25 protein-coding genes are annotated in these 24114 nt (G+C 66.0%); 13 read left to right on the top strand and 12 right to left on the bottom strand.

Annotation, left to right across the window (positions count from 1 at the left end; translation table 11 throughout):
- Nucleotides 1-147 precede the first annotated feature (147 nt).
- The 5 genes from U5768_RS28465 to U5768_RS28445 all read left to right on the top strand — a co-directional run bounded on the left by U5768_RS28465 (nucleotide 148) and on the right by U5768_RS28445 (nucleotide 5496).
- Nucleotides 148-834: a C39 family peptidase gene (locus tag U5768_RS28465; protein WP_322033743.1), complete on the top strand. Its 687-nt coding sequence runs from the start codon at nucleotides 148-150 to the stop codon at nucleotides 832-834.
- A gap of 13 nt (nucleotides 835-847) precedes the next feature.
- Nucleotides 848-1690, top strand: coding sequence for a peptidase C39 (locus U5768_RS28460; protein ID WP_322033660.1), 843 nt, complete (start codon nucleotides 848-850; stop codon nucleotides 1688-1690).
- 153 nt (nucleotides 1691-1843) lie between these two features.
- A complete protein-coding gene (locus U5768_RS28455) occupies nucleotides 1844-3343 on the top strand; it encodes a hypothetical protein (RefSeq protein ID WP_322033659.1) in 1500 nt (499 codons plus the stop codon).
- A gap of 166 nt (nucleotides 3344-3509) precedes the next feature.
- Nucleotides 3510-4889 (top strand): sigma 54-interacting transcriptional regulator, encoded by a 1380-nt coding sequence (locus tag U5768_RS28450; RefSeq protein ID WP_415913990.1) that lies wholly within the window; start codon nucleotides 3510-3512, stop codon nucleotides 4887-4889.
- A gap of 109 nt (nucleotides 4890-4998) precedes the next feature.
- Nucleotides 4999-5496, top strand: a complete 498-nt coding sequence (locus tag U5768_RS28445; protein ID WP_322033657.1) for a dihydrofolate reductase — start codon at nucleotides 4999-5001, stop codon at nucleotides 5494-5496.
- 79 nt (nucleotides 5497-5575) lie between these two features.
- Here U5768_RS28445 and pmbA read toward each other — a convergent pair whose 3' ends face one another.
- A complete protein-coding gene (gene pmbA, locus U5768_RS28440) occupies nucleotides 5576-6946 on the bottom strand; it encodes a metalloprotease PmbA (protein WP_322033656.1) in 1371 nt (456 codons plus the stop codon).
- Nucleotides 6947-7229: 283 nt separating this feature from the next.
- Between pmbA and yjgA the strand changes: the two genes are divergently transcribed.
- Together yjgA and mog are read left to right on the top strand one after the other, a co-directional pair.
- Complete coding sequence (yjgA, locus tag U5768_RS28435) at nucleotides 7230-7850, top strand: ribosome biogenesis factor YjgA (protein ID WP_322033655.1); 621 nt, start codon at nucleotides 7230-7232, stop codon at nucleotides 7848-7850.
- The gene (mog, locus tag U5768_RS28430; protein ID WP_322033654.1) at nucleotides 7837-8472 is read left to right on the top strand and encodes a molybdopterin adenylyltransferase; all 636 of its coding nucleotides are present in this window, start codon (nucleotides 7837-7839) and stop codon (nucleotides 8470-8472) included. The genes yjgA and mog overlap by 14 nt, the downstream gene beginning before the upstream one ends.
- A gap of 56 nt (nucleotides 8473-8528) precedes the next feature.
- Here mog and orn read toward each other — a convergent pair whose 3' ends face one another.
- Nucleotides 8529-9158, bottom strand: a complete 630-nt coding sequence (orn, locus tag U5768_RS28425; RefSeq protein ID WP_322033653.1) for an oligoribonuclease — start codon at nucleotides 9156-9158, stop codon at nucleotides 8529-8531.
- Between the two features lie 112 nt (nucleotides 9159-9270).
- Between orn and U5768_RS28420 the strand changes: the two genes are divergently transcribed.
- The 3 genes from U5768_RS28420 to U5768_RS28410 are packed head-to-tail and all read left to right on the top strand — an operon-like array spanning nucleotide 9271 to nucleotide 11843.
- Nucleotides 9271-10548: a M48 family metallopeptidase gene (locus tag U5768_RS28420; RefSeq protein ID WP_322033652.1), complete on the top strand. Its 1278-nt coding sequence runs from the start codon at nucleotides 9271-9273 to the stop codon at nucleotides 10546-10548.
- Nucleotides 10545-11495: a ribosome small subunit-dependent GTPase A gene (gene rsgA / locus U5768_RS28415; RefSeq protein ID WP_322033651.1), complete on the top strand. Its 951-nt coding sequence runs from the start codon at nucleotides 10545-10547 to the stop codon at nucleotides 11493-11495. Before U5768_RS28420 ends, rsgA begins: the two co-directional genes overlap by 4 nt.
- Before the next feature lie 24 nt (nucleotides 11496-11519).
- Nucleotides 11520-11843, top strand: coding sequence for a DUF2007 domain-containing protein (locus tag U5768_RS28410; RefSeq protein WP_322033650.1), 324 nt, complete (start codon nucleotides 11520-11522; stop codon nucleotides 11841-11843).
- An 85-nt stretch (nucleotides 11844-11928) separates the two neighbouring features.
- Here U5768_RS28410 and U5768_RS28405 read toward each other — a convergent pair whose 3' ends face one another.
- The 6 genes from U5768_RS28405 to rpsP all read right to left on the bottom strand — a co-directional run bounded on the left by U5768_RS28405 (nucleotide 11929) and on the right by rpsP (nucleotide 16294).
- Nucleotides 11929-12867 carry a CobD/CbiB family protein gene (locus U5768_RS28405; protein ID WP_322033649.1) on the bottom strand — a complete coding sequence of 313 codons (939 nt, stop codon included), beginning with the start codon at nucleotides 12865-12867 and terminating at the stop codon, nucleotides 11929-11931.
- A gap of 148 nt (nucleotides 12868-13015) precedes the next feature.
- Nucleotides 13016-13738, bottom strand: a complete 723-nt coding sequence (locus U5768_RS28400; RefSeq protein ID WP_322033648.1) for a CoA pyrophosphatase — start codon at nucleotides 13736-13738, stop codon at nucleotides 13016-13018.
- An 86-nt stretch (nucleotides 13739-13824) separates the two neighbouring features.
- Nucleotides 13825-14220, bottom strand: a complete 396-nt coding sequence (gene rplS, locus U5768_RS28395; RefSeq protein ID WP_028206741.1) for a 50S ribosomal protein L19 — start codon at nucleotides 14218-14220, stop codon at nucleotides 13825-13827.
- Nucleotides 14221-14373: 153 nt separating this feature from the next.
- Nucleotides 14374-15141 (bottom strand): tRNA (guanosine(37)-N1)-methyltransferase TrmD, encoded by a 768-nt coding sequence (trmD, locus tag U5768_RS28390; protein WP_322033647.1) that lies wholly within the window; start codon nucleotides 15139-15141, stop codon nucleotides 14374-14376.
- A gap of 40 nt (nucleotides 15142-15181) precedes the next feature.
- Nucleotides 15182-15934: a ribosome maturation factor RimM gene (rimM, locus tag U5768_RS28385; protein ID WP_322033646.1), complete on the bottom strand. Its 753-nt coding sequence runs from the start codon at nucleotides 15932-15934 to the stop codon at nucleotides 15182-15184.
- A 96-nt stretch (nucleotides 15935-16030) separates the two neighbouring features.
- On the bottom strand, nucleotides 16031-16294 hold the full coding sequence (gene rpsP, locus U5768_RS28380; RefSeq protein ID WP_028206744.1) for a 30S ribosomal protein S16: 264 nt from the start codon (nucleotides 16292-16294) through the stop codon (nucleotides 16031-16033).
- A 297-nt stretch (nucleotides 16295-16591) separates the two neighbouring features.
- Here rpsP and U5768_RS28375 point away from each other — a divergent pair, with 297 nt between their 5' ends.
- Both U5768_RS28375 and U5768_RS28370 read left to right on the top strand, forming a co-directional pair.
- Nucleotides 16592-17689: a PQQ-dependent sugar dehydrogenase gene (locus tag U5768_RS28375; protein ID WP_322033742.1), complete on the top strand. Its 1098-nt coding sequence runs from the start codon at nucleotides 16592-16594 to the stop codon at nucleotides 17687-17689.
- Between the two features lie 139 nt (nucleotides 17690-17828).
- A complete protein-coding gene (locus U5768_RS28370; protein ID WP_322033645.1) occupies nucleotides 17829-18302 on the top strand; it encodes a TM2 domain-containing protein in 474 nt (157 codons plus the stop codon).
- Nucleotides 18303-18306: 4 nt separating this feature from the next.
- Here U5768_RS28370 and U5768_RS28365 read toward each other — a convergent pair whose 3' ends face one another.
- Both U5768_RS28365 and U5768_RS28360 read right to left on the bottom strand, forming a co-directional pair.
- Nucleotides 18307-19458, bottom strand: coding sequence for a PA0069 family radical SAM protein (locus U5768_RS28365; RefSeq protein WP_322033644.1), 1152 nt, complete (start codon nucleotides 19456-19458; stop codon nucleotides 18307-18309).
- A gap of 103 nt (nucleotides 19459-19561) precedes the next feature.
- A complete protein-coding gene (locus tag U5768_RS28360; protein ID WP_042261052.1) occupies nucleotides 19562-20050 on the bottom strand; it encodes an Lrp/AsnC ligand binding domain-containing protein in 489 nt (162 codons plus the stop codon).
- 177 nt (nucleotides 20051-20227) lie between these two features.
- Between U5768_RS28360 and U5768_RS28355 the strand changes: the two genes are divergently transcribed.
- A complete protein-coding gene (locus U5768_RS28355; RefSeq protein ID WP_322033643.1) occupies nucleotides 20228-21514 on the top strand; it encodes a D-amino acid dehydrogenase in 1287 nt (428 codons plus the stop codon).
- Nucleotides 21515-21598: 84 nt separating this feature from the next.
- Here U5768_RS28355 and U5768_RS28350 read toward each other — a convergent pair whose 3' ends face one another.
- Together U5768_RS28350 and U5768_RS28345 are read right to left on the bottom strand one after the other, a co-directional pair.
- The gene (locus U5768_RS28350) at nucleotides 21599-23386 is read right to left on the bottom strand and encodes an acyl-CoA dehydrogenase (RefSeq protein ID WP_322033642.1); all 1788 of its coding nucleotides are present in this window, start codon (nucleotides 23384-23386) and stop codon (nucleotides 21599-21601) included.
- 115 nt (nucleotides 23387-23501) lie between these two features.
- The coding region (locus U5768_RS28345; protein WP_322033641.1) for an electron transfer flavoprotein subunit alpha/FixB family protein at nucleotides 23502-24114 on the bottom strand (613 nt) is incomplete at its 5' end.

The raw sequence follows: 24114 nt of genomic DNA, 5'->3' as shown, positions 1-24114 counted from the left end.
AGCACTGCAGGACTGGGCTCGCCCAGACAGAAAGCGTAGTCAGCAAACCAGGCAGCACGCGCGCCGGTTGTCCCACTGCAGCCGGCGCGCATATCAGAAAAGTAGGAGACCATCATGTCCGGGCCCGTTTCGACCCCGGCGTCAAGGATGTTTGTGCTCGCGCTCACGCTCACTGCCGGCGCGGCCCTTGTGCCTGTACAAGCGCAGTCGACGATCGACGTCACCCATCTCGTGGGCGTGCCGGTGAAGCTTCCGGTCCACTCGATGCGGGACCTGCGCTATCGCAGCATCGTCAGCCAGCAGTACGACTACAGTTGCGGCGCGGCCGCACTCGCCACCCTGCTCAAGTACGGCTACGGCATCGACATCCCCGAACCCGAGTTGATCCGCCAGATGATGGTGTTCTCCACGCCCGAGGTGGTCGTCAAGAACGGCTTCTCCATGCTCGACATGAAGAAGTTCGTCGAGACGATCGGTTTGCGCGGCCGCGGTTTTCGCGTCAACACCGACGCGCTCTATCACCTGCAGGTTCCCGTGCTGGTGCTCATGAATATCGATGGCTATGAGCACTTCGTGATCGTCAAGCACGCCGAGAACGGCCGCATCTTCATCGCGGACCCCGCGCTCGGCAACCGTATCGTCGCCGAAGACGACTTCGCCAGAACATGGAACGGCCTCGTCTTCGCGGTGCTCGGCAAACCGTTCCTGGAGGACTCTCCGCTGTTGCAGAACAACGAGTCGCTCGCGCTCAAGCTGCGTGAAAACGCGCTGCTCAACGGCACGGCCGCGACACCCTTCTTCGAATACGGCCTCGATAAGGCCGTCATGTTCTGAAGTCCCGCGAATCATGAAACGCAACCTCTCACAGTGTGGCATCGCGGCAGTCGTCTCCGCGCTCGCCGGCGCTTTTTCGAGCGGTGCGCTAGCGGCCGGAGGCATCGGCTTGCCGCAGCCGGTGCCGGCGTTTCTTTCGAACGCCGACGGCGAGGCGCCAGGCATCCGCTGCGAGGCCGTCGGCGACGACGTGCTCGCGCACCAGACCGGCAAATACGCCGGCAGCGACATGATCTCCGGGTTCGTCCTGAACCTGGTTTCCCAATGGCATTTGCCCAACGGTGCGACCGCCGTCGCGCAAGGCGCGCTCGCGGTCGCACAGAACGCCGCCAATCAGGTGAGCGCGCAGGTGAAAACGTACGCAACGGTGATCGACCCGACGCAGGGCGGGAGCACGAGCGCGAACAGCGGCGCCAATCCGAACGCGACGGCCACCGGCGGCCAGAACGTCTCGGTCAACGGCGTCTCGCAGATCACCCAGGTGGCCGGCAACGGCAATATGGGCGCCAATGCCGCCACCCTCTCCTACGACAACAACGCGCCGCAGATCGCCAACCTGCCAGGCGCCAGCCAGTCGAGCGCGTCGGCTTCGAACGCGAGCGGCAGCATCAAGGCGGGCGTGTCGTTCGGCAGTAACGGCGTGAACGTGTCGCTGCAGACGCCGGCCGGCATCGCCACGCAAAACATCCTGCCGGGCAACGCGCAACAGGCCGGCGCGATCGCCCAGTTGGTCCAGGTCGCAGGCAATAACCAGCAGGTCGCCAACCAGTTGCAACTGAGTCTGCAGACGCAGCAGATGACGTCGCAAATGATCCGGCAGACCGGCGTATTACAGGCACTGCGAAATCTCCATTAACCAGGACTCGTGACGAGACACCACACCAGGAGATCACCACGCGGGCGGGGGCCCGCGCGAGAAGCAGAACTTTGAAGGAGGAGCATCGACGTGCGCGGGCGTGGAACCAGGGGGTTCCAGTTGGCGCCCGCATTCGATCCCGGGGGAAGAACAATGAAGATGATGTCAAGGACGGCCGCGCCACACGTGACGCTGGCCGCCATACCAGCAGCCGTCTTGCTATTCGCGCTCTCGCAATCCGCCCACGCGCAGGCGCTACAAAGCCAGTCGGTCGAAGACCGCCTGAATACGCTCATGCGGGTGGTGGACGAGCAGCAGCGGCAGATCCAGTCGCTCGAGCGCCAGGTGACGAACCTGGAAATGGCGCAACGCGGTCGCGGCATGCCGGGCGCGGGCGCGCCGGACGCCGGCCCGGACGCCGCGGTCGCGGAACAGCCGGGCGCCGACGGCCTGCCCGTGCCCCTGCCGCCGCTCGCCCAGGCGCTGCCGGGCGCGACCGCGCCCGGCGCGCTCACGGGCACGGCCACGGGCGTGCCCGTGAATCCGCCTTCGCCGGACGCCGGGACGACCAACGGCGCGACCGGCACCGCCGCTTCGAGCGGCCCGCAGCAGGGCGCGCCGGTCGGCGTCAACGCGGGCGCGAATCCTGGCGGCGGCACGACCGTGGGCGAAACGCAAAAGAGCGCCGAGCCCTCGCGCACGCAAGCCGAAGAAGCCGTCGTGCAGCGCGAGCACGCGCCGCTCTTCGACCACAAGCTGACGCTGGACTGGGGCATCAGCGACAGCTACTACGATCGCCGCCAGCTCCAGCTCTCGGGCTTTCTCGCGCTCGACGCGATCTTCCTCGGCAACATCAATCTGGGGCAGACCAAGTCGCATCAGATCACCGCCGACCTGGACACGCGCTACGGCCTCACCGACCGCATGAGCGTGGACGTGGACGTGCCGTACGTCTACCGCCACAGCACTTTCATCGTGGGCGGCGCGGGCGGCTCGGCCAGCACGCTCACGGACGCATCGGTCAATTCGAACGCCATCGGCGACGTGAACTTCGGGATCTACTACCAGTTCCTGAAGGAGACCAACAACATTCCCGACGTGGTGGGCAGCCTGCGCGTGAAGACGGCGACCGGCACCTCGCCGTTCGGCATCAAGGTGCAGCAGATCACGCCCGACAACACCAATCTCGTCGCCCCCAGCAAGCTGCCCACGGGCACGGGCTTCTGGAACGTGACGGCCGGCCTCTCCGTCCTGAAGACCTACGACCCCGTGGTGCTGTTCGGCAGCTTCTCGTACACGTACAACATCTCGCGCTCGTTCTCCGACATCTCCTCGGTGATCGGGCAAACCGAGCCTGCCGAAGTCAAGCTCGGCGACATCATCCAGTTCGGCGGCGGCGTCGCGCTCGCCTTCTCGGACAAGGACTCGGCGAGCATTTCGTACACCATGGCCATCGAACCGCAGTCGAAGACCAAATCGCCGGGCGGCACCTGGACCGGCGTGCCGGGCAGCCAGACCACCGCCTCGGTGCTCAACTTCGGCCTGAATCACGTGGTCAACAAGCACTTGACGATCAACGGCGCGGTGTCCGTCGGGCTCACGCCCGATGCACCGAACTTCGTCGTCGGCGTGCGTTTCCCTTACACCTTCTGACGACATGAGGCGGATCGTGCGCGAATCCTCACATCTGGGCGCCACTGTGACACCGCTCGCGGGAGCCGGTCAGCGTCTCGCCGCGACCGGAGCGCCGCGTGCCGGCGAAACCTCCGACGCCGGCCGCACGCGCGACGGGAAGCCCGCGGCCGGTCTCGATCGCACCTTGCTGTATGTCGCGCGTACGCCCGACCCGCTGCTCGGCGCGTACCTGAAAAGCCGCGGCTGGGACATCGCGAGCGCGCGCACGGTGCACGAGGCCACGCGCCTCCTGAAGCCGGAGGCGGCCTATGCCGGCATCGTCGATCTCACGGGCTTCGCGCCGCGCGAGTTCGCGGGCCTCGAGACGATCCTGCGCCTGCAGCAGGTGGGATGGATCGCGCTCACCGACGACTCGCGCCTGACCGACGCCGAAGTGCGGCGCTTGATCCGCCACTACTGCTTCGACTACGTGCACGTGCCCGTCGCGCACGCGACGCTCGACTACCTCGTGGGCCACGCGTTCGGCATGGTGTCGCTGTGCGATCTCGACGCGCCGGGCGCCGCAGTCGGGAGTCCTGACGAAGACGAGATGGTCGGCACCTGCGAGGCGATGCAGCAGCTCTTTCGCACGATCCGCAAGGTCGCCAACACCGACGCCACCGTGTTCATCTCGGGCGAATCGGGCACCGGCAAGGAACTCACGGCGCTCGCGATCCACGAGCGCTCGGCGCGGCGCAAGGCGACGTTCGTGCCGATCAACTGCGGCGCGATCCCGCATCATCTTCTGCAATCCGAACTATTCGGCTACGAGCGCGGCGCGTTCACGGGCGCGAACCAGCGCAAGATCGGGCGCGTGGAATCGGCCAACGGCGGCACGCTCTTTCTCGACGAAATCGGCGACTTGCCGCTGGAAAGCCAGGCAAGCCTGCTGCGCTTTTTGCAGGAAGGCAAGATCGAGCGCCTGGGCGGCCACGAGCAGATTCCCGTCGATGTGCGCATCATCTCAGCCACGCACGTCGATCTCGAGACGGCGATGCGCGAAGGCCGCTTTCGCGCCGACCTTTTCCACCGCCTGTGCGTGCTGCGCGTGGATGAGCCGCCGCTGCGCGCGCGCGGCAAGGACATCGAAATTCTCGCGCACCACGTGCTGCACAAGTTCAAGCAGGATAGTTCGCGGCGCATCCGCGGCTTCACGCCCGACGCCATCGAGGCCCTGTACAACTACAACTGGCCCGGCAACGTGCGCGAACTCATCAACCGCGTGCGCCGCGCGATCGTCATGGCCGAAAGCAAGCTGATTTCGGCGGAGGATCTCGATCTCGCGCACTTCACCGCGCAGCAGACGGTCACGCTCGCGCAGGCGCGCGAAGCCGCGGAGCGGCGCGCGATCGAGGCGGCGCTGCTGCGGCACCGCCACCGGCTCACGGAAGCCGCCGCCGACCTTGGCATCTCGCGCGTGACGCTCTACCGGCTGATGGGCACGCACGGCCTGCGCGACGAAAAAACACTGTTCGGCGGCGAGGCGGAGAACCAGGCGGAATTGCCGCCCGACGCGCCGGACTGAAACGCGCGACGGAATCGCAGAAGCGCGCGGGACAAGCGCGCCGGGGCGCCCGGCGCGCTCAGGTAGAATCGCTGCGAACAGCTTACAACCTCGCACCTCTACCCTTTCGATGACGACGCTCACCCTCATCGTCGCCCGCGCCCGCAACGGCGTGATCGGACGCGACAATGCACTGCCCTGGCGGCTTCCCGAAGACCTCGCGTTCTTCAAGCGCACCACCATGGGCGCGCCCATCATCATGGGCCGTAAAACGCACGAATCGATCGGCCGCGCGCTGCCGGGCCGCCGCAACATCGTCGTGACGCGCGACGCGAGCCGGCGCTTCTCCGGCTGCGACACGGCCACGAGCCTCGCCGAGGCGCTCGCGCTCGCGGCGCGGGACCAGGCGCCCACGGCGTTTTTGATCGGCGGCGCGCAGCTCTACGGCGAAGGACTCGCGCTTGCGCACGAACTCGTGGTGACGGAAATCTCCGCGGACTTCGAGGGCGACGCCACGTTCCCCGCGCCGAACCCGGACGTATGGCAGGAAACGTCGCGCGAAACGCTGCATGCGAATGCGCCGAACGATTTCGACTTTGCGTTCGTGCGGTACGTGCGGCGGGATTGAGCCGCGAAGCGGCAAGCGCACAAAAGCACAACGGCACGCCTTGGCGTGCCGTTGTGCTTTGAACCCGCGGAAAACCCGCTTACTGCCCCGCCACCGTCATCCGCTCGATCAGCACCGAGCCGGTTTGACGCGTGCCGCGCGCGAGCGTATCCGCGCCCACGGCGACGATATGGTGGAACATCTCCTGCAGCGTCGAAGCCACCGTGATTTCCTCCACGGGATACTGGATCTTGCCGTTCTCCACCCAGAAACCCGATGCCCCGCGCGAATAGTCGCCCGTCACGAAGTTCACGCCCTGCCCCATCAGTTCGGTCAGCAACAGGCCCGTGCCGAGCTTCCTGAGCATCTCCTCGAAGTCGTCTTCCGGCTTCGTGAGCGAGCTTTGGAACTGCAGGTTGTGCGAGCCGCCGGCATTGCCCGTCGTCTGCATGCCGAGCTTGCGCGCCGAATACGACGACAGGAAATAGCCCTGCACGACGCCGTCCTTCACGACCTCGCGCCGCTGCGTGCGCACGCCCTCTTCGTCGAACGGCGCGCTGCCGGCCGCGCGCGGCACGTGCGGGTCCTCGACGATCTGGATATGCGGCGCGAACACCGGCTTGCCGAGGCTGTCCACGAGGAACGAGGTCTTGCGATACAGCGCGCCGCCGCTCACGGCCTGCACGAACGCGCCGAGCAGTCCCGCCGCGAGCGGGGCCTCGAACAGCACCGGCACCTTGCGCGTGTCGAGACTGCGCGCGTTCAGGCGCGAGAGCGCGCGCTCGGCCGCATAGCGCCCGACGGCTTCGGGCGACGCCAGCTCGGCCGCGCTGCGCCGCGAGGTGTACCAGTCGTCGCGCTGCATGTTGCGGCCCGTGCCCGCGATAGGCGCGCACGAAACGTAGTGGCGCGAATACGGATAACCGCCGATAAAGCCGCCGCTGGTGGCCAGCACGAACTGCGAATGCTGCGCCGAAACGCTCGCGCCTTCCGAGTTCTTCACGCGCGGATCGACGGCGAACGCGGCGTCTTCGGCGCGGCGCGCGATTTCCACGGCCTCGTCGGCCGAGAGATTCCACGGGTGATAGAGGTCGAGGTCGCGCGGCGCCGTTTCGAGCAGCTCGCGCTCGGCGAGGCCCGCGCAGTCGTCGTCGGCGGTGAAGCGCGCGATGTTGTACGCGGCCGCCACGGTGTCCTTGAGCGCCTGCGGCGAAAAGTCGGAGGTGCTCGCGTTGCCGCGCTTGTTGCCGATATAGACGGTCACGCCGACCATCTTGTCGCGGTTGTGCTCGATCGTCTCGACCTCGCCGCGCCGCACCGAGACGGACAAGCCGTCGCCTTCGGAAATCTCGGTCGCGGCGTCGCTCGCGCCGAGCGCGTTGGCGTGCCGCAGGATGTCTGAGGCGATCTCCTTCAGCTCGTCCTGGGTGTGCGGGAAAAAGCGCTGCCGGGCTTCGATGTCTGCTGCCATTGTCGTTACGGTCCGGTTCTGGGCCACGCGTTGCCGCGGCCCGCTGGTGTCGTGTTTCGCTGGTGTCGCTTCGGTTGCGAGTTCGGTCGCGACTTCGGGGGCGATTCAGGTGCTTCGGAACAGGCGGCGTTCGCGAAGCGCATCCCGCGATCATAGCAAGGTATGTGAACACGCATCACAGGCGCTTTCCCGCCCGGCGCTTGCATCGCCATCCGGCCGCCAGCGCGGGCGCGCGCCGCCTTGCAGCCCGAGCCGCGCGCCCGCGCACGCTACAATACGCCCCATGAAACGCAAAACCCGCATTCAACCGATGAACGACGCTGTCGCCGACCAGGACGACAACGGCTACGATCGCCCGAGCAAATCGCAGCTCAAGCGCGACATGGAAGCGCTCCAGGAACTCGGCCAGGCCCTCGTGGAACTGCCCAAAGACGCGCTCAAGCGCATGCCGATGACCGAAGACCTCGCGGACGCCGTCCACGAGTGCCGCCGCATCACCGACCACGAAGGTAAGCGCCGCCAGCTCCAGTACGTAGGCCGCATGATGCGCGGCCTGACCGAGGCCGAAGTCGCCGCGCTGCGCACGAAGCTCGACGAGCATCGGGGCGTGAACAAGGCCGCCACGGCGCGCCTGCACTGGATCGAGCGCACGCGCGACAAGCTGCTCGCGGACGACGGCGCGCTCACCGAATTCATCCGCCAGTACCCCGCTGCCGACCCGCAGGCAGCCCGCACGCTGATCCGCAACGCGCGCCGGGAGCAGGAGCAAGGCAAGCCGCCCAAGTCCTTCCGCGAGCTGTTCCAGTGGATCAAGGACGTAAGCGCGCAAGGCGCGGGCGAAGCTGACGACCACGACGAAGAGCGCGCCGACGAGGACCAGGACCGCGAAGATGACGAAGCCTGAGCGCAGCGAATTGGAGCAGAAGCGGGACGAACTCGTGATCGGCCTCGTGTCGGTCAGCGACCGTGCGACGAGCGGCGTCTACGAGGACAAGGGCATTCCGTCGCTGATGGAATGGCTCGGCAGCGTGCTGAAAACGCCGTGGCGCGCCGAAACGCGCCTGATCCACGACGACGCGGCGACGATCTCCGCCACGCTCACGGCGCTCGTCGATGGTCTGGGCTGCGACCTCGTGCTGACCACGGGCGGCACCGGCCCCGCGCGCCGCGACGTGACGCCCGAGGCGACACTCGCGGTCGCGACGAAAGAGATGCCGGGCTTTGGCGAACAGATGCGCCAGATCAGCCTGAATTTCGTGCCGACGGCCATTCTGTCGCGTCAGGTCGCCGTGATTCGTGAAACCGACGGCCACGCGGCGCTCATCATCAACCTGCCGGGGCAGCCGAAGTCGATCAAGGAAACGCTCGAAGGCCTGCGCGACGAGCAGGGCGCGGTGAAGGTGCCTGGAATTTTTGCTGCGGTGCCGTATTGCATCGATCTGATCGGCGGCCCGTATATCGAAACCGATCCGAACGTCGTGGCGGCGTTCCGGCCGAAGAGCGCGCAGCGAGCGCCGCGCGCGTAAGACTCACACAGGTGCGATCGCGCAACGGCGGCAGCGCCGCTGCGCGTGGACGACAGTCACAGCGCCGGACCGGCCTCGCCTGCCGCCACGTCGGGCACGATGCCCGGCGCCGGAACGAGGAAGTGCTCGCGGTAGTACTTGAGTTCGTCGATCGACTCGTGGATGTCGGCAAGCGCCGTGTGCATCGCGCGCTTCTGGAAACCCTTGTAAATGGCCGGCTGCCAGCGGCGGCACAGTTCCTTGAGCGTGCTCACGTCGAGGTTGCGATAGTGGAAGAAGCGCTCGAGCGTAGGCATCCAGCGCGCCATGAAGCGGCGGTCCTGGCAGATCGAGTTGCCGCACATCGGCGACTTGCCCGGCGGCACGTATTGCGAAAGAAACGCCATGATCTGTTCGGTCGCGCTTTCTTCCGTGACCGTCGAGGCGCGCACGCGCTCGGTGAGGCCCGAGCGGCCGTGGGTGTTGCGGTTCCATTCGTCCATGCGGTCGAGCACCGACTCCGGCTGATGGATGGCCAGCACCGGGCCTTCCACGAGCTTGTCGAGCGTCGAGTTCGTCACCACCACGGCGATCTCGATGATGCGGTCGTTGTCGGGATCGAGGCCCGTCATTTCCATATCGAGCCAGATCAGGTTCATGTCGGTGCGCTCGATGCGCGGCGCGCCGGCGGCGGTAATGTCAGTCATGAAGGGCAACCCGGAGAGCGTTGGAGGCGCGGCGCTTGCGCGGCATCGACTGGATGCGATGCCCGGCCGGCGAGAACATATAATTGTCGCATAGATACCACGGACTTCCTGGATGCCTAATCTGTCCCCTTCCCCTGCATTGTATTTCAGCGTGCTGTTCGTCGTGGCCGTGCTCGCCATGGTAGCGACCAAGCTGTGGCTCGCGTCGCGCCAGATCCGCTTCGTGGCCGCCCACCGCGGCGCGGTACCCGCGCAGTTCACCGCGACCATTGCGCTCGCCGCGCACCAGCGCGCCGCCGACTACACGGTCGCGCGCACGCGCCTCGGCATGATCGAAATCGTGCTCAACGCCGTCGTGCTGATCGCGCTCACGCTGCTCGGCGGCGTGCAGGCGCTGGACCTCGGCATCTCGGACGCAATCGGGCGCGACTACGTGGGCCAGATCGCGCTGATCGGCGCCGTGCTCGCCATTTCCGGCGTGGTCGAGCTGCCGCTCGACTACTACCGTCAGTTCGTGGTCGAGGAGCGTTTCGGCTTCAATCGCATGACGAAGCGCATTTTCATCATGGACCGCATCAAGGGGCTGCTGGTCGGCGCCGCGTTCGGCATTCCGCTTCTCTTCGTCGTGCTCTGGCTCATGAAGCAGGCGGGCAGCTTCTGGTGGCTCTGGACGTGGGCGGTCTGGGTCGCTTTTCAGATGCTCGTGCTGGTGCTCTACCCCACCTTCATCGCGCCGCTCTTCAACAAGTTCGAACCGCTGCGCGATGAGGCGCTGCGCTCGCGCATCGAAGCGCTCATGCAGCGCTGCGGCTTCGCCGCCAAGGGCCTCTTCGTGATGGACGGCAGCCGCCGCTCCGCGCACGGCAACGCCTATTTCACGGGCTTTGGCGCGGCCAAGCGCATCGTGTTCTTCGACACGCTGCTCGCGCGCCTCTCGGGCAGCGAGATCGAAGCCGTGCTCGCGCACGAACTCGGCCACTTCAAGCGCCGTCACGTGATCAAGCGCATGGTCGTCACGTTCGCGATCAGCCTCGCGCTGCTCGCCCTGCTCGGCTGGCTCTCGCAGCGCGTATGGTTCTTCGAGGGCCTGGGCGTGCAGCCGTCGCTGCTCGGCGGCAACGAAGGGCTCGCGCTCGTGCTGTTCTTCCTCGCCGCGCCCGTGTTCCTGTTCTTCGTCACGCCGCTTGGCAGCCTCTCGTCGCGCAAGCACGAGTTCGAGGCCGACGCCTTCGCCGCCACGCAGACCGACGCGCAGCATCTCGTCAACGCGCTCGTGAAGCTTTACGAGGACAACGCGTCGACGCTCACGCCCGACCCGCTCTATACCGCGTTCTACTACTCGCATCCGCCGGCTTCGCAGCGGATCGACCGACTGCTCGCGCACGCATGAACCGGCGCGCAACGAAGGCCGGCGGCAGTGCGAAAGCCGCGTCGGGTAACGCCGGCACGCTGCACGGCGTGGTGATCGCCGCCCACGGGCGCCACTATCTCGTCGCGCCCGACGGCGGCGGCGCGCATCTGCAATGCTTCCCGCGCGGCAAGAAGAGCGAGGTGGCGGTGGGCGACCGCGTCGAGTATCAATCGACATCGGCCGATCAGGGCGTGATCGTCGCGATCGGCGAGCGGCGCAACCTGCTTTATCGCTCCGACCAGTTCAAGTCAAAGCTCTTCGCGGCGAACCTCGACCAGTTGCTGATCGTGCTGGCCACCGAGCCCCACTTCAGCGAAGACCTGCTCGGGCGCGCGCTCGTGGCCGCCGAGGCCAACGACCTCAAGCCGCTCATCGTGCTCAACAAGATCGACGTGGAGGCCGCGCTGCCGCTCGCGCGCCAGCGGCTCGAACGGTATCGCGCGCTGGGCTATACGGTGCTGGAAGTGTCGGTGAAGGGCCGGCCCGAGGAGGCGCACGCGGTGCTCGCCGAGCACCTGCATGGCCATCAGACGATCCTGCTCGGCCAGTCGGGCATGGGCAAATCGACGCTCGTGAATCTGCTGATTCCCGACGCCGAAGCGGCCACGCGCGAGATCTCGACAGCGCTCAACAGCGGCCGCCACACGACGACGTTCACGCGGCTCTACACGCTGCCCGAGGGCGGCGCGCTGATCGACTCGCCGGGCTTCCAGGAATTCGGTCTTTATCACCTCACCGAAGGCAAGCTGGAGCGCGCGTTCCCCGAGTTCCGGCCGCTGCTCGCCCATTGCCGCTTCTACAACTGCCACCACCTGCACGAGCCGGGCTGCGCGATTCTCGAAGCAGTCGACGACGGCCGCATCGCGCCCGAGCGCCAGGCGCTCTACGCGCAGTTAATGCACGAGATCAGCCAGGTCGTGCGCTGAGGCGCCACGTACCCAACTCGCCCTATGCTCAAGCTCGTGCGCGCGCCGAATCTGCTGATTGCCCAGCACTGGATGAACATCCTCGCCACGGCGGGCGTGCCCTGCGAGCTGCACAACCGCTACTTGAGCGGCGCGATGGGCGAGATTCCGGCCGAGCAATGCGCGCCCGAACTATGGCTCGTGGACGAGCGCGACGAAAAGCTCGCGCGGCGTTTGATCGACGAGGCTGTGAACGGGCCGCCACCGGGCTCGCCCACGTGGCGCTGCGCGCGCTGCGGCGAGGTGCTCGAAGCGCAGTTCACCGTGTGCTGGAATTGCGGACGCGATCGCGACATCCGCGACGAGTGACGCAAGCGCTCGCCAAATGCAAATGGGCCGCTTTTCGCGGCCCATTTGCATTTTTTGCGGCTTTGGCGATCCGGCGGTTCGGCGCTCAGAGCCAGACGGCGATCGTCAGCATGAGAAGCAGGATCATCCACAGGATCACGGCGCGCCACACGAGGCCCACGGCCGATTGCAACGTGCGCGGCGTGCAGTCGTCGCCCACCGTGTACGGGCCGCCCTCGCCCGGCTGCGCGAGCGCATCGACGCTGGATTGCTCCGCCAGCGGGCCCGAAAGACGAGCGCCCAGCGCGCCGCTGCCGGTCGCGAGCAGCACGCCTTCGTTGGTGTCGGGCCACTGGTTCGTGTGGTTGCGCCAGGCGTAGATCGCGTCCTCGAAATTGCCGACGATCGCAAAGCCCAGCGACGTGAGCCGCGCCGGCACCCAGTCGATCACGAAGAACACATGCTGCGCGAAGTTCGAGAACGCCTCGGTGCGGTCCTGCGCCGGGCGCGCCCATTCGCGCGCGAGATATTCGGCGATGCGGTACAGCACCGCGCCCGCGGGCCCGATCGGCACGAGAAACCAGAAGAACACGCCGAACACATGCCGATGCGAGGCGATCACCGCGTGAATGAGCGTGTGGCGCACGATCTCGCTCACGGGCATGTCCACGGCCTCGATGCCGGTCCATTCGTGGAGGATTTCGCGCGCGCGCGGCACGTCGTCGTTGTTCAGCGCGAGATGGATGTCGGTGAAATAGTGGCTGAACTGGCGAAAGCCGAGCGTGAAGTACACGACCACCACATTCCACAGGAAGGCCAGCACGAAGCTGATGTGGTACAGCACGTAGTAGACGAGCGCCGTGGCGAGCGTCCACGGCAGCACGACCACGAGCCAGGCGATGAGGCCATGCTTCTGCTTGCCGGCGTCGAAGCCGTGAGCGGCCCATTCCGCATTGAGGCGCACGAGCGCCATGACCGGATTATTGGGCGACAGCGCCCGCACCTGTTCGATGACGAGAGCCAGCAATACGGAAAAGAAGGTCATGCGACGCGCCGTGCAGATCGAGTTGCGAAAGGGGTTTTAGAAAGTGTTGCAACGATATCACAGGGCCAGATGTGCCTGACCATCGCAGGCATTTCGGCGGCAATCTCGCAACAGTGGGCGGCGGCGCTTGCACGCGCCGCTAGACGTGTTACGCAAGCAGGAAGCGGTAGAAGTTGCGCAGCATGCCCGCCGTCGCCCCCCAGATGAAGTGCGAGGAGCCGACGCCCGAAGCCGCCGCGGATTCTGGCGAATGGCGGTCTGGCGAATGGCGATCAGGATAAGGCATCGCATAAAAGCGCCGCTCGCCGCCCTCCCAACGAAACACGCGCACCTGATGATGCACGGGGTTCATCAGAAAGCTGAGCGGCACCTCGAAGATGCTCGCCACTTCGAGCGAATCCGCGGTAAGACTGAACGGCTCGTGCACGAGGCCGACCACCGGCGTGACCTTGAAGCCGGTGCCGGTGAGGTACTCGGGCAACGCGCCGAGCACCTCGACGCGCGCCGGGTCGAGACTCACTTCCTCGTGCGCCTCGCGCAACGCGGCGGCGATGGGCGTGGGGTCCGAAGGCTCGCGGCTGCCGCCGGGGAAGCTTACCTGCCCCGCGTGATTGCTGAGATTGTCGGCGCGCTGCGTGAGCAGCACGGTCAGGCCGCCCGGGCGCATGGCGATGGGCATGAGCACTGCCGCTTCGCGCGGATCGCGCATCTCGGCGAGTCGCGCTTCCTGCGGCTCGGGGTCCCACGGCAGGCGCTGCTCGAAGCGCGCGCGCAAGCCGGCGGCGGTCAGGCGCTCCGCGGCGACCTGCGGAAGGCTTGCGCCCGTCGATTCGATCGGCAGGCTTTCGGGTTCAAATACTGGGCGGATCAACGGGCGTCTCGAATTACACGTACACGAGATTATTTTGAGGCTAAAAAGAAAAAAGCACCCCGGAGGGTGCTTCTTTCTTACAGCTTTTACGCCTGGTCGGCCGGAGCAGCCGCGCGGTCTTTCGACACGAGCTTTTCCTTGATACGCGCCTTCTTGCCCGACAGGTTCCGCAGGTAGTAGAGCTTCGCGCGACGCACGTCGCCGCGGCGCTTCACCACGATGCTGGCCAGCAGCGGCGAGTACGTCTGGAACGTACGCTCGACGCCTTCGCCCGACGAGATCTTGCGCACGATGAACGACGAGTTCAGGCCGCGGTTACGCTTCGCGATCACGACGCCTTCGTATGCCTGAACGCGCTTGCGGTTACCTTCAACCACGTTCACGTTGACGATCACCGTATCGCCGGGGGCGAATTCGGGGATGGTCTTCTCGCCCAGCACGCGCTGGATTTCTTCCTGCTCGAGTTTTTCAATCAGATTCATGGATTGACTCCGTATGCCATCTTGTCGGCGTTCGTACCTGTGCAGGATGACCTCTGCAACTACGGCCCCGATAGAGGATGGATTCACAACTGGCGCCGTTCACGCATGAGCCGGCACCGCCTTTTGCGCCCCTTGTCGCGCACGCCCGAAGCCTTACGCTTCGTTCGCGCCCTTCGCGAGACTAGCGAGCCACGCCTCGTCGGCGCGGCTTAGCATCTTGTTCTTTCTGGCCCGCTCGATCAGATCGGGCCGCTTGTTCCACGTGTTGCGCAGCGCCTCGCGGCGCCGCCACAACTCGATTTCCGCGTGATGGCCGCCAAGCAGCACATCGGGCACACGCACGCCGTCGTATTCCTCGGGGCGCGTGTAATGCGGACAGTCGAGCAAACCGTCGACGAAGCTGTCCTGCACCGCCGAAAGCGCGTCGCCGAGCACGCCCGGCAGGTTGCGCACCACGGCGTCCATCAATGCCATCGCGGGCAATTCGCCTCCCGAGAGCACGAAGTCGCCGAGGCTCACCTCTTCGTCCACATAGCGGTCGACGAGACGCTGGTCGATCGCTTCATAGCGGCCGCACAACATCACGAGGCCCGGCTCCTGCGCGAACTGCATGACGCGTTCGTGCGTGAGCGGCTTGCCTTGCGGCGACATCAGCAGCACGCGCGGGGCGCTCACGCCTCGCTCCGCCTGCGCGGCCTTCGCCGCGCCGATCGCCGCTTCGAGCGGCCTCGCCAGCATGACCATGCCGGGGCCGCCGCCGTAGGGACGGTCGTCGATGGTGCGGTAGTTGTCGGTCGTGAAATCACGCGGATTCCACGTGCGCAACGTGTAACGCTGCTGCTTCGCCGCCCGGCTGGTAATGCCCCAGTCGGTCAGCGCGCGGAACATCTCGGGAAAGAGCGTGACGACATCGAACTGCATCGCTCTCTCCGTTCAGCGAAATTGAATCAAGGCGTAGCGCTTAATAATCGGCTTCCCAGTCGACGACGATACGCTTCGCCGCCAGGTCCACCGTCTTCACGAACACGCCCACAAACGGGATCAGGCGCTCGCCGGTGGCCGGCTTGCCATCCTTGTCCGTGGACGGGTACGTGACGCGCAACACCGATTGCGCGCCATTGTCGATCAGGTCGGCGACCTTGCCTAGCTCGACGCCGGCCTCGTTGGCGACGTCGAGGCCGATCAGGTCGACCCAGTAATATTCATCGGCTGCGGGTGCCGGGAATTCGGCCCGGCTCACGTACACGCGTGCGCCGCGCAACAGCAGCGCGGCATCGCGGTCGTCCAGGCCCGAAAGCTGGCCTACGACGCTGTCACCATGAACCTTGGCGCTCACGCGCACCGCGGAATGACGCTCGCGATGCCCCTGACCCTCGCGGCCCTTGACGAGCCACCAGCGTTTGGCGGAAAGCAGCGCGCGGCCGTCCTGCGCATGCGGCGCGATCTTCAGCCAGCCCTTGAGGCCATAGGCGTCGATCACGGCGCCGACTTCGACGGCGTCAACCGGCCAGCTCGCTTCGGTTTCGGCGCGCAGGCCCTCGCTGACGCTCGCGGCTTTCGCCGCGCTCTCGCGCGCAGGCTTGCGCACGAACGCACCAAACGACGGCGCGGACGGCGCGCCGCGGGCCGCAGCCTTGCCGGCTGCAACTGCGGGCGCCCCGCTTTCCGACGCCTTGTTCGCCTTTACGGCAGATTTAGCGTCATGCGCGGACATCGGCACCCCTTGCGGCCAGCTTGATATCGCACACGCAGCTCATGCGGCGCGTACGCGGGTAAAACACGGACAACAGACTGAAAGACGCTTAAAGACTTAAGCAGCCGGCGCAGCGGCGGCGGTCTTTTGCGCTTCCTTCACGAGACGCTCGACGGCCGGCGACATTTGCGCGCCGTTTTCCTTCCAGTACGTCACGCGATCTTGAGCGATACGCAGCGTTTCACCCTTGGTGGCGACCGGGTTGTAGAAGCCCACGCGCTCGATGAAACGGCCGTCGCGACGGTTGCGCGAATCGGTTGCGACGATGTTGTAGAACGGGCGCTTCTTCGAGCCGCCGCGTGCCAGACGGATGATGACCATACTAAAATCCTTGAAAACCGGGGGTTCGGGACTACTGAAACATGCGATTATAGCCCGAAACCAAAGGCATAACAAACACTTAACGGGAAATTGCGCACTGGCGCCGGGAAAGCGACGGGGGACGGCGCTCAAACTGCGGCTCGTACCCACGGTGGACGGGCCCTGGAGCGAATTGTGGCGACTTTCAGACGACTCGTGCAATGGCTGCGGCGCGGCTGGGGCGGCAACGCCGGCGACAGCTTACGTTTTCCGGCGTCTCGCGCATCGGCCGGACGTATCGCGGCGGCGCGGCTCGCCCTGGCCGCCGCCCTCCTCGCCGCCCTGCTCGCAGCGCCGTTCGCGCATGCGGCGCTTCCCATCGAGCGCATCAAGCTGCCGCCGGGCTTTCGCATCGAAGTGCTTTCCGCCAACGTGCCGGGCGCGCGTGAGATGACGCTCTCGGACAACGGCACCTTATATGTGGGGAGCATGAGCGGCGACGTCTACGCGCTCGAACTCAGGGACGGCCAGGCAATCAAGCGGCACATTGTGGCCTCCGGACTAACGATGCCGGTGGGCGTGGCCTGGCGCAGCGGCGCACTGTACGTTTCGGCGGTTTCGTCGATCGTGCGGCTCGACGACATCGATCGTCATCTCGACGATCCGCCCAAAGCCGTCGTCGTCACCGATTCGCTGCCCGGCGAACGGCACCACGGCTGGAAGTTTATTGCCTTCGGCCCTGACGGCAAGCTCTACGTGCCGCAAGGCGCGCCGTGCAACGTCTGCCTTCCGGCAAGCGATCCGCAGCGCGTGCATTTCGCGATGATCGGCCGCATGGACCCCGACGGCTCGCACTACGAAACCATCGCGCGAGGCGTGCGCAACACGGTCGGCTTCGCGTGGCATCCGCAAACGCACGAACTCTGGTTCACTGACAACGGCCGCGACATGCTCGGCGACGACATCCCCGACGACAAGCTCAACCGCCTCGCGCACGCGGGCGAGGATTTCGGCTTTCCGTATTGTCACGGCGGCAATGTGGCGGACCCCGAGTTCGGCGCGGGGCATCCGTGCAGCGGCTTCACGCCGCCGGTCGCCGGACTCGGCGCGCACGTGGCGGCGCTCGGCATGCGGTTCTACACGGGCTCGATGTTCCCGGCCGGGTACAGGAACAGCATCTTCATCGCCGAGCATGGCTCGTGGAACCGCAGCAGGAAGGCCGGCTATCGCGTGGTGCGCGTGAGCGCCAACCCGGACGGCACGAACGTCCGCCAGGACGTGTTCGCGCAGGGCTGGCTCAACGCCGACGAAACCCAGTGGGGCCGCCCCGCCGACGTGCTGCCCTTGCCCGACGGCTCGCTCCTGATCAGCGACGACTACGCGGGCGCGATTTATCGCGTGACTTACGGCAAGTAAGCACGACGCGAGTGTGTGGTCCCGGCCATAAGCGTGCACTTGTGCTGCAAGCCCGGCGCGCGGCATACAATGCCCCGCAGCCCGTGTGCGATGACGTGATGCGCCCACGACGGCCGACGACCCCGTTTCGCCCGAGCCCATGCCCAACGACAAGAATCCCGCACGCTTTCGCTCCAAGACGCTCACCGCCGCCCTCGCCTTCCTGTTCGGCAGCCTGGGCGCACACCGCTTCTATCTGTACGGCCCGCGCGACGTGTGGGGCTGGGCGCATCTGTTCGGCACGCTCATCGGCATCCCGGGCGTGATGCTGCTCGTCGCGACCGAACGCGCCTCGATACCCGGCTGGGTGCTCGCCGTGATCGGCGCGGTGTCGGTCCTCTCGGCGTTTCTCGCGGCGATCGTCTACGGGCTGCGCCCCGACGCCAAATGGGACGCGCAGTTCAACGCCGCGTTCGTGGAGCAGGGCCGCACGAGCCGTTCGGGCTGGACGGTGATCTTCGTCGTGATCTTCTCGCTGCTGATTGGCGCGTTCCTGCTGATGACGGGACTCGCGCTGTCGTTCCAGACGTATTTCGAGTCGCAGGTCGAGGCCGCCAAAGCGCTCTCGCAATAACGGCTCAGAACAAGTCGAGTTGCGGCTTCTCGCGCACGGTCTTCGACTGGACGAACGCCGACATGTCCAGAATGCCGTGCCGCCGCTCGTTGAGCCCGAGGCGACGCACGGCATTGTGAAAGCGCTGCTTGAGCAGGTCGGCCCAAAGCCCCGTGCCCTTCATACGCTGCGAAAACGCCGATTCGTAGTCCTTGCCGCCGCGCATGTCGCGCACGCGGCTCATGACCCGCTCCGTGCGCTGCGGGAAGTGCGCGGTGAGCCAATCCTGGAAGAGCGGCGCGACCTCCCACGGCAGGCGCAGCACGATATAGCTCGCACTCGTCGCGCCGGCCTCGGCGCAGGCCTCCAGCACGCGCTCCATGTCGGGCTCGGTCACGAACGGAATGACCGGCGCGATGCTCACGCCCACCGGTACGCCCGCCTCGACCAGCGTGCGGATCGTGCGCAGCCGCCGCGCCGGCGCCGCCGCGCGCGGTTCGAGCGAGCGGGCGATATCGGCGTCGAGCGTGGTGATCGTGACGGCCGCCATGAACTGCTGGCGCGCGGCCATGGGCGCGAGCAGGTCGAGATCGCGCTCGATCAGCGAGGACTTCGTGATGGCCGCGAACGGATGCTGCCGTTCGGCCAGCACCTCGACCACACGCCGCGTGATGCGCATCTCGCGCTCGACCGGCTGCCACGCGTCCGTGTTCACGCCCAGCGCGATCGGCTCGGGCTCGTATGAGGGCTTCGCGATTTCCCGCATTAGAAGCTCCGCCGCATTCACTTTCGCGTAGATACGGCTTTCGAAATCGAGCCCCGGCGAGAGGCCGAGATAGCTGTGCGTGGGCCGCGCGAAGCAATAGATGCAGCCATGCTCGCAACCGCGATAAGGATTGAGCGAAACATTGAACGGAATGTCCGGCGACTGGTTGCGCGTGAGGATGCTTTTCGCCCGCTCTTCGAAGACTTCGGTGCGCAGCCTGCTGGGCTCGCCGGTTTCGTCGCCGTGCCCCGCTTCGCCTTCGCCCGGCTGTTGCCAACCGTCGTCGAACGCTTCGCGCTGATCGACTTCATAGCGCCCTTGCAGATTCGTGACCGCACCGCGCCCCTTGCGCGCCGCAGGCGGCGCGACGGGATACCAGGTGTCGGGATCGGGATGACGGGAATCGGTCACGGCTAAAGGCAAGATGGACAAGAATAAACGCGGCTCAATACTGTACGAATATACAGTACTCAGCCGCGTTGTCGAGTCCTAAAAACGGGGCGCTGTCAGCCGCTCACTCCCCCACGGCGATGGTCAGCGTCTCCTTGATTTCCTCCATCACCACGTAGCTCTTCGACTGCACCGCCCCCGGCAGTTGCAGCAGGATGTCGCCGAGCAGCTTGCGATAGTCGGCCATTTCGCCGATGCGCGCCTTGATCAGATAGTCGAAGTCGCCCGAGACGAGATGGCACTCCAGTACTTCGGGAATCTTCTGCACCTCGCGGCGGAACTGGTCGAACATGTTGCCGCTTTTGTGGTCGAGCGTGATTTCCACGAACACCAGCAGCGCCGCGCCCAGCACCGAAGGATTCACGCGCGCGAAATAGCCCGTGATGACGCCGTCGCGCTCCATGCGCTTGACCCGCTCGATGCACGGCGTAACCGAAAGCCCGACCTGCTCCGCGAGGTCTTTCATGGCCATGCGGCCGTCTTCCTGGAGCAGTTTCAGGATGCGGTGATCGAGCCGATCGAGTGCGCGGACCGGTTGGCGCTGCGTTCTCATGATTTCTTCCCGAAAATCTGAAAAATACGATAACAAAACCTGGACGTACAACAATAGCATAGCTACAAATACTGGCTACACCCGAATTTTCATGCCTTCCCGCCTATCGGTGCCATAACATCGGCGCCCACTCCTGGCAACGCGGCGTAGCCCCAAACAAATCTATATGGAGCAGCTATGCGAGTCGTCGTGTTGGGCAGTGGTGTGGTCGGTGTGGCCAGCGCCTGGTATCTTGCCCGCGCGGGCCACGAAGTCACGGTGATCGACCGCGAGGCCGGTCCCGCGCTCGAAACCAGCTTCGCCAACGCCGGCCAGATCTCGCCGGGCTACGCCGCGCCGTGGGCCGCGCCGGGCGTGCCGCTCAAGGCGATCAAGTGGATGTTCGAGAAGCACGCGCCGCTCGCCATTCGTCTGGACGGCACCCGATTCCAGTTGCAATGGATGTGGCAAATGCTGCAGAACTGCACGCCCGAGCGCTACGCGCTCAACAAAGGCCGCATGGTGCGCCTCGCCGAATACAGCCGCGACTGCCTGCAGGCGCTTCGTGCCGATACGGGCATTCAATACGAAGGCCGCACGGGCGGCACGCTCCAGGTGTTCCGCACGCAGCAGCAGTTCGAGGGCGCGGCGAAGGACATCGCCGTGCTGAAAGACGCGAACGTCCCGTATGAACTCCTCACCGCCGCCGAACTCGGCCGCGCCGAACCGGCGCTCGCCGCGGTGTCGGGCAAGCTCACGGGCGGCCTGCGTCTGCCCGGCGACGAAACCGGCGACTGCCAGATGTTCACCACGCGCCTCGCCGCGATGGCCGAACAACTGGGCGTGAAGTTCCGCTACAACACGCCGATCGACGGCCTCGCCATGCAGGGCGACCGTATCGCGGGTGTGCAGTGCGGCAGCGAACTGGTGCGCGCCGATTCGTTCGTGGTCGCGCTCGGCTCCTTCTCGACGAAGATGCTCGCCGGCATCGTGAAGATTCCGGTCTATCCGCTCAAGGGCTATTCGATCACCGCGCCTATCGTCAATGCGAGCGCCGCGCCGGTTTCGACCGTGCTCGACGAAACCTACAAGATCGCGATCACGCGTTTCGACGACCGCATCCGCGTGGGCGGCATGGCCGAGATCGTCGGCTTCGACAAGACGCTCAAGCAAGCGCGCCGCGAAACGCTCGAGATGTGCGTGAACGATCTGTTCCCGGGCGGCGGCGACACGACGAAGGCCACCTTCTGGACCGGCCTGCGCCCGATGACGCCGGACGGCACGCCCGTGGTCGGCCGCACGCCCATCCCGAACCTGTTCCTGAACACGGGTCACGGCACGCTCGGCTGGACGATGTCGTGCGGTTCGGGGCAACTGCTCGCCGACCTGATCTCAGGCAAGCAACCGGCCATTCGCGCCGACGATCTTTCGGTGCACCGCTATCTCGGCGACACGCAAGGCTCGCATCGCCCGGCATACGCGTGATAAACGCACGCCTCACGGCTTGAACGAACACGGCGCCTCAAGGGCGCCGTGTTTCATTTCTCGCGTGGCACGAGGCGCGCGGCGTCAGAACTGATCCTCCGCCAGCGCCAGCACGCCTTCGCTGCCGTTCGCGCTGACGATCGCCGCTTCGAGCGCCACCGCCTGCGGCAAGACGTGTTGCGCGAAGAACTGCGCCGTGGCGATCTTCGCGCCATGAAACTTCGGATCGTCCTGCATGAGGCGCTGCGAGGCGAGCATGGCGCGCGCCATTTGCCAGCCGCCCAGCACGATGCCCGCCAGCTTCAGATACGGCACGCTGCCCGCGAACACCGCGTTCGGATCGCTCTTCGCCTTCGCGAGCACGAAGTCCACGACCGAGGCCAGCGCCTCGCGTCCGGGCGCGAGATGCTTGCGCATCGACTCGAACGCCGCGCCTTGTTGCGCACCGAGTTCGTCGATGGTCTGCGCGATCTCGGCGAGCAGCGCCTTCGCCGCCGCGCCGCCGTCGCGCAGCGTCTTGCGTCCGATGAGATCGTTCGCCTGGATCGCGGTCGTCCCCTCGTAGATCGGCAGAATGCGCGCGTCGCGGTAGAACTGCGCCGCGCCCGTCTCCTCGATGAAGCCCATGCCGCCATGCACCTGCACGCCGAGGCTCGTCACTTCCAGCGCAAGTTCGGTGCTCCAGCCCTTCACGATCGGCACGAGATATTCATAGCGCGCCTGATGCCGGGCACGCGCCGCTTCGTCCGGGTCGCCATGGGCGCGGTCGCTCTCGCCCGCCGCCACATAGGCGAGCGCACGCGCGGCTTCGGTGAGCGCACGCATTGTCGCGAGCATGCGGCGCACGTCGGGGTGATGGATGATGCTCACCGCCGCTTTCGCTGAACCGTCCACGGGACGACTCTGCACGCGCTCCTTCGCGTAGGCGAGCGCCTTCTGGTAAGCGCGATCGGAGACGGCCACGCCCTGCATGCCCACGGCGAAACGCGCCGCGTTCATCATGATGAACATGTATTCGAGGCCGCGATTTTCTTCGCCGATCAACTGGCCGATTGCCCCGCCGTGATCGCCGAACTGCAGCACGGCGGTCGGACTCGCCTTGATGCCGAGCTTGTGTTCGATCGACACGCAATGCACGTCGTTGCGCGCGCCGAGCGTCCCGTCTTCGCCCACGAGAAACTTCGGCACGATGAAGAGCGAGATGCCCTTCACGCCTTCGGGCGCAGTGGGCGTGCGCGCCAGCACGAGATGGACGATGTTCTCCGCCATGTCGTGCTCGCCCCACGTAATGAAGATCTTCGTGCCGAACAGTTTGTACGTGCCGTCGCCTTGCGGCTCGGCGCGCGTGCGCACAGCCGCGAGGTCCGAGCCCGCCTGCGGCTCGGTGAGGTTCATCGTGCCGGTCCATTCGCCCGAGATGAGCTTCGGCACGAAGCGCTGCTTTTGCGCTTCGCTGCCCGCGGTGAGGAGCGCTTCGATGGCGCCGTCGGTGAGCAGCGGGCACAGCGCGAACGAAAGATTCGCCGCGTTGAGCATTTCCACGCACGGCGTGCCGACGAGCTTCGGCAAGCCTTGTCCTTCGTATTCCTGAGGATGTTGCACGCCTTGCCAGCCGCCTTCCACGTACTGCCGGAATGCCGTCTTGAAACCGGGCGCGGCGTGGACGTCGCCGCTTTCCCAGCGGCTCGGATTGCGGTCGCCTTCCGCGTTGAGCGGCTCGAGCACTTCGCCGCATAGCTTCGCCGCCCCATGCAGCACCGCTTCGACGGTTTCGGGCGTGGCGTCTTCGCCGCCCGGCAACTTCGCGATATCTTCGAGGCCGGCCAGTTCCTTCATGACGAACAGCATGTCGCTCGTTGGCGCCTGGTACATGTCAGTCTCCTCCCCAAAATGACAAAGGGGCGCCACAGCGCCCCTTTGTTGCTTCGTCTCACGCCGCGCTTTCAATCATGATCGCGGCGCTTGTCGTGAGATAAACCGGCCAGCTTCAGCCGAGTTCCTTCACGAGTTCCGGCACGACCGTGAACAGGTCGCCCACGAGGCCGTAATCGGCCACGCTGAAGATCGGTGCTTCTTCGTCCTTGTTGATCGCGACGATGACCTTCGAGTCCTTCATGCCAGCCAGATGCTGGATCGCGCCCGAGATGCCCACGGCAACGTACAGTTGCGGCGCGACGATCTTGCCCGTCTGGCCGACCTGATAATCGTTCGGCACGTAACCCGCATCGACCGCTGCGCGCGAGGCGCCGAGCGCGGCGTTGAGCTTGTCCGCCAGCGGCTCCAGAACCTTCGTGTAGTTCTCGCCGCTGCCCAGACCCCGGCCACCCGAGACGATGATCTTCGCGCTCGTGAGTTCCGGACGGTCGAGCTTCGTGACTTCACGGCCGACGAATTGCGAAAGACCGCTGTCGGCTGCGGCGTCGAGCTTTTCGACCGCTGCGCTGCCGCCTTCTGCCGCGACTGCATCGAATGCCGTCGTACGCACGGTGATGACCTTGACCGGATCGACCGACTGCACCGTCGCGATGGCGTTGCCCGCGTAGATCGGACGCTCGAACGTGTCGGGCGAATCCACGGCGGTGATGTCGCTGATCTGCGCC

Source organism: Paraburkholderia sp. J76 (assembly GCF_905220295.1).
Lineage (GTDB): Bacteria > Pseudomonadota > Gammaproteobacteria > Burkholderiales > Burkholderiaceae > Paraburkholderia.
This window is presented reverse-complemented; position numbering and strand designations above follow the sequence as displayed.

Bases quoted from the DNA above. Each gene is read 5' to 3' on its own strand.
- rpsP (WP_028206744.1), bottom strand. From the start codon at position 16,294: ATGGTCATCATCCGTCTGGCACGCGGCGGCTCGAAGAAGCGCCCGTTC.
- rsgA (WP_322033651.1), top strand. From the start codon at position 10,545: ATGAACCGGCGCGCAACGAAGGCCGGCGGCAGTGCGAAAGCCGCGTCG.
- U5768_RS28405 (WP_322033649.1), bottom strand. From the start codon at position 12,867: ATGACCTTCTTTTCCGTATTGCTGGCTCTCGTCATCGAACAGGTGCGG.
- U5768_RS28350 (WP_322033642.1), bottom strand. From the start codon at position 23,386: ATGTACCAGGCGCCAACGAGCGACATGCTGTTCGTCATGAAGGAACTG.
- rplS (WP_028206741.1), bottom strand. From the start codon at position 14,220: ATGAATCTGATTGAAAAACTCGAGCAGGAAGAAATCCAGCGCGTGCTG.
- U5768_RS28360 (WP_042261052.1), bottom strand. From the start codon at position 20,050: ATGAGAACGCAGCGCCAACCGGTCCGCGCACTCGATCGGCTCGATCAC.
- U5768_RS28460 (WP_322033660.1), top strand. From the start codon at position 848: ATGAAACGCAACCTCTCACAGTGTGGCATCGCGGCAGTCGTCTCCGCG.
- U5768_RS28455 (WP_322033659.1), top strand. From the start codon at position 1,844: ATGAAGATGATGTCAAGGACGGCCGCGCCACACGTGACGCTGGCCGCC.
- U5768_RS28420 (WP_322033652.1), top strand. From the start codon at position 9,271: ATGCCTAATCTGTCCCCTTCCCCTGCATTGTATTTCAGCGTGCTGTTC.
- U5768_RS28410 (WP_322033650.1), top strand. From the start codon at position 11,520: ATGCTCAAGCTCGTGCGCGCGCCGAATCTGCTGATTGCCCAGCACTGG.
- yjgA (WP_322033655.1), top strand. From the start codon at position 7,230: ATGAAACGCAAAACCCGCATTCAACCGATGAACGACGCTGTCGCCGAC.
- U5768_RS28445 (WP_322033657.1), top strand. From the start codon at position 4,999: ATGACGACGCTCACCCTCATCGTCGCCCGCGCCCGCAACGGCGTGATC.
- U5768_RS28355 (WP_322033643.1), top strand. From the start codon at position 20,228: ATGCGAGTCGTCGTGTTGGGCAGTGGTGTGGTCGGTGTGGCCAGCGCC.
- rimM (WP_322033646.1), bottom strand. From the start codon at position 15,934: ATGTCCGCGCATGACGCTAAATCTGCCGTAAAGGCGAACAAGGCGTCG.
- orn (WP_322033653.1), bottom strand. From the start codon at position 9,158: ATGACTGACATTACCGCCGCCGGCGCGCCGCGCATCGAGCGCACCGAC.
- pmbA (WP_322033656.1), bottom strand. From the start codon at position 6,946: ATGGCAGCAGACATCGAAGCCCGGCAGCGCTTTTTCCCGCACACCCAG.
- mog (WP_322033654.1), top strand. From the start codon at position 7,837: ATGACGAAGCCTGAGCGCAGCGAATTGGAGCAGAAGCGGGACGAACTC.
- U5768_RS28465 (WP_322033743.1), top strand. From the start codon at position 148: ATGTTTGTGCTCGCGCTCACGCTCACTGCCGGCGCGGCCCTTGTGCCT.
- trmD (WP_322033647.1), bottom strand. From the start codon at position 15,141: ATGCAGTTCGATGTCGTCACGCTCTTTCCCGAGATGTTCCGCGCGCTG.
- U5768_RS28370 (WP_322033645.1), top strand. From the start codon at position 17,829: ATGCCCAACGACAAGAATCCCGCACGCTTTCGCTCCAAGACGCTCACC.